We start from the raw sequence: 3,430 nt of genomic DNA, 5'->3' as shown, positions 1-3,430 counted from the left end.
GATGCTCTACCAACTGAGCTAATCACCCCCGCTGTGTGGAGTCGCATTATAGGGATCCTTCAAAGTGAGTCAACGGTTTTTAAAACTTAAATGTGCGTTCGCTTTAAAAATAATCATCGTGGGGTGCTTTTCGCCAATGTGCTGGTTTTATTAGCAGAAAAGCGCACAGCAAACCGGGATGCCACCGCGACAATCATTGAGGAATCAGCCTCACCTGCTAGAATGTGCGCACTGTTTTTTCGCGTTAACCCGTTTTTTTGTCATCCAGACAATGAAACCTGCGCATTTAAGGCAATGCTGAATGAAAATCAAAACTCGCTTCGCACCCAGCCCAACCGGCTATCTGCACGTAGGCGGTGCTCGTACTGCTCTTTACTCCTGGCTTTATGCTCGCCATAACCAGGGCGAATTTGTTCTGCGTATCGAAGATACCGATCTGGAGCGTTCCACACCGGAAGCCATTGAAGCCATCATGGATGGCATGAACTGGCTGAGCCTTAACTGGGATGAAGGTCCGTATTATCAGACCAAGCGTTTTGATCGCTACAACGCGGTGATCGACGACATGCTGGAAGCGGGCACGGCCTATAAATGCTACTGCAGTAAAGAACGTCTTGATGCGCTGCGTGAAGAGCAGATGGAAAAAGGCGAAAAGCCGCGTTACGACGGCCGCTGCCGCGACAGCCATGAACATCACGCTGCTGATGAGCCGTGCGTGGTGCGCTTCCGCAACCCGCAGGATGGTTCTGTCATCTTTGACGATCAGATTCGTGGCCCGATTGAATTCAGCAATCAGGAGCTGGATGATCTGATCATTCGTCGTACCGACGGTTCGCCAACCTACAACTTCTGTGTAGTAGTGGATGACTGGGATATGGGCATCACTCACGTGATTCGTGGTGAAGACCATATCAACAACACGCCACGCCAGATCAACATCCTGAAAGCGATCGGTGCAGAAGTGCCAACCTATGCGCACGTCTCAATGATCCTTGGCGATGACAGTAAGAAGCTGTCTAAGCGTCATGGCGCTGTCGGTGTGATGCAGTATCGCGATGACGGTTATCTGCCGGAAGCGCTGCTCAACTATCTGGTGCGCCTCGGCTGGTCACATGGCGATCAGGAGATTTTCAGCGTGCCGGAAATGGCAGAGCTGTTCACACTGGATGCGGTGAGCAAATCGGCCAGTGCTTTCAACACTGAAAAATTGCAGTGGCTGAACCATCACTACATTAATACGCTGCCGCCAGAATATGTTGCTACGCAGCTGCAATGGCACATTGAGCAGCAGAAGATTGATACCCGCACTGGTCCAGAACTGGCCAAGCTGGTTACCTTGCTGGGCGAGCGTTGCAAAACTCTGGTAGAGATCGCGGCATCTTGCCGTTACTTCTATGAAGAGTTTGAAGCCTTTGATGCTGACGCTGCGAAGAAGCACCTGCGTCCGGTCGCGCGTCAGCCGCTGGAAGTGGTACGCGACAAACTGGGCGCCATCAGCGACAGCAACTGGAACGCTGAGAATGTACATCATGCAATTCAGTCTGCGGCAGATGAGCTGGAGCTGGGCATGGGTAAAGTTGGAATGCCACTGCGTGTGGCGGTGACCGGTTCAGGCCAGTCACCGGCGCTGGATGTGACGGTAGAAGCGATTGGACGCAGCCGCAGCGTTGCGCGTATTGAGAAAGCGCTGGCATTCATCGCTGAGCGTGAAGCAAACGCATAATATGAAAAAGCCGGAAGCATCTGCTTCCGGCTTATTTATGCTTCCTGAATCCCCAGACGTTCCAGTACGCCTCGAATTCCCTCCCGCAGTAACAACGCCGCAAATTGCTCTTGCTCCGCTGCCGTCATTTGCTGGACAGAATTTATTAATAACGCAGGTAACGTATTTTGTTGTGCACCGTAATTAGCCGCGGGTTCGTTAGCGTGGCGGGTGGATTGAACAAAGCTCTTTACGCGCTCATCAATGTGGATCAATCGCGCTTTACCGCCCTGAACACCGGGCTTTGGCGTGGTTGTCCAGTTTTCACGCTTGATCCATTTATTCACCGTTTGCCGACTGTAGCCCGTTTCCAGCGCGAGCTCCTCGGGAGTAAGCCATTCCTTTTTCACGATGCAGTCCCTGTTAAATACATTAGTTCTACATATTACAACAAAACGTAACGGGGAAAAGTAACCTGGGTAGAAAATGCCTTCTGTACTCCAACAAAAGGCAAAATTCGGTTATTGTGCTTCGCTCACTGCGGGTTGTTCCGGACGGAAAGCGATGAAATAGGTGAGACCAACAAAAATTGCACCACCCACGCCGTTACCAAGGAACACCGCAATCACGTTTGGCGCAAATTCCGCCCAGCTCATCTGACCGGCAAAAATCGCCGCCGGAACAATAAACATGTTAGCGACAACGTGCTGGAAGCCAATCGCCACGAACGCCATTACCGGGAACCACATACCGAAGATTTTACCCACCACATCTTTACTGGCGAAGGCGAGCCACACCGCCAGACACACCAGCCAGTTGCAGCCCACCCCGGAAATAAAGGCGTGCAGGAAATCGGCATTCACTTTAGCGTGCGCAATTGCCACGGTTTTCTTCAGGTAATCGCCCTCGGTCATGCCCAGCATGTGACCAAAAAACCATGCTACCGCAACGCTGCCAATAAAATTAGCGACGGTCACCCAAAACCAGTTACGCAGTACGCTGAAGCCACTGATGCGACGCGCGAACCAGGCGATGGGCATCGTCATCATATTGCCGGTCAGCAGCTCACCGCCCGCCAGCACCGTCATGATCAAACCAACCGGGAACACCGCTGCGCCGAGCAGCACGCCGAATGAGCCCCATTCAGCAGGCAGTTGGTTAATGACATGCAGATCAAGCAAAAAACCGGTAGCGATAAACGCACCGGCCATAAAGCCAAGAATTAACAAGGTGGAGATGGGAAGGCGGCTTTTAGTCACGCCAGCTTGAATCGCCAGTTGGGCGATCTCTTTAGGTGTATGCAGCGACATAATTCACTTTTCTTATATGGATTAATGGGGGACGTTGCTGGCCGGTCATTGAGAGAACACCCTGGCAGGATGACCGGTTAATTAGCGCGCTAAGTTTTACACGCACTTTTAACGAAAACAAGACCGCTCCTAACATCTTTAACCTTAAATTAACGCTGGGTTGAGGTTGGGTTTGGTGAGCATTGTTGGATAGCGCATATAAATAGAAGCGATTTGGGATGGCGTGTCGAAAAAAAAGCCATGCTGACGCGGGGTTGACGCCTTTTTCAGCGATCAAACACAGAACGAGAATTTGACGTTGACACTCAAGGGGCGGTTTCATATTATCCCGTCCGTCGAGTTTACTCGGCAGTTTTTCGGTTCGGGGGTATAGCTCAGCTGGGAGAGCGCTTGCATGGCATGCAAGAGGTCAGCGGTT

3 protein-coding genes are annotated in these 3,430 nt (G+C 51.6%); 1 reads left to right on the top strand and 2 read right to left on the bottom strand.

The window, feature by feature from the left end; genetic code table 11:
• Positions 1 to 301: 301 nt before the first annotated feature.
• The gene (gene gltX, locus RTM06_RS22725) at positions 302 to 1,723 is read left to right on the top strand and encodes a glutamate--tRNA ligase (protein ID WP_312184801.1); all 1,422 of its coding nucleotides are present in this window, start codon (positions 302 to 304) and stop codon (positions 1,721 to 1,723) included.
• A 35-nt stretch (positions 1,724 to 1,758) separates the two neighbouring features.
• Here gltX and RTM06_RS22720 read toward each other — a convergent pair whose 3' ends face one another.
• Both RTM06_RS22720 and RTM06_RS22715 read right to left on the bottom strand, forming a co-directional pair.
• Positions 1,759 to 2,112, bottom strand: coding sequence for a YfeC-like transcriptional regulator (locus tag RTM06_RS22720; protein ID WP_256697036.1), 354 nt, complete (start codon positions 2,110 to 2,112; stop codon positions 1,759 to 1,761).
• Positions 2,113 to 2,223: 111 nt separating this feature from the next.
• The gene (locus RTM06_RS22715) at positions 2,224 to 3,012 is read right to left on the bottom strand and encodes a formate/nitrite transporter family protein (RefSeq protein ID WP_256697035.1); all 789 of its coding nucleotides are present in this window, start codon (positions 3,010 to 3,012) and stop codon (positions 2,224 to 2,226) included.
• Between the last annotated feature and the right edge of the window lie 418 nt (positions 3,013 to 3,430).

It is taken from the genome of Pantoea sp. CTOTU46764 (assembly GCF_031974595.1).
GTDB lineage: Bacteria > Pseudomonadota > Gammaproteobacteria > Enterobacterales > Enterobacteriaceae > Pantoea > Pantoea trifolii.
Note: the sequence above shows the minus strand (reverse complement) of the source record. Positions and strands in the feature narration are given on the sequence as shown.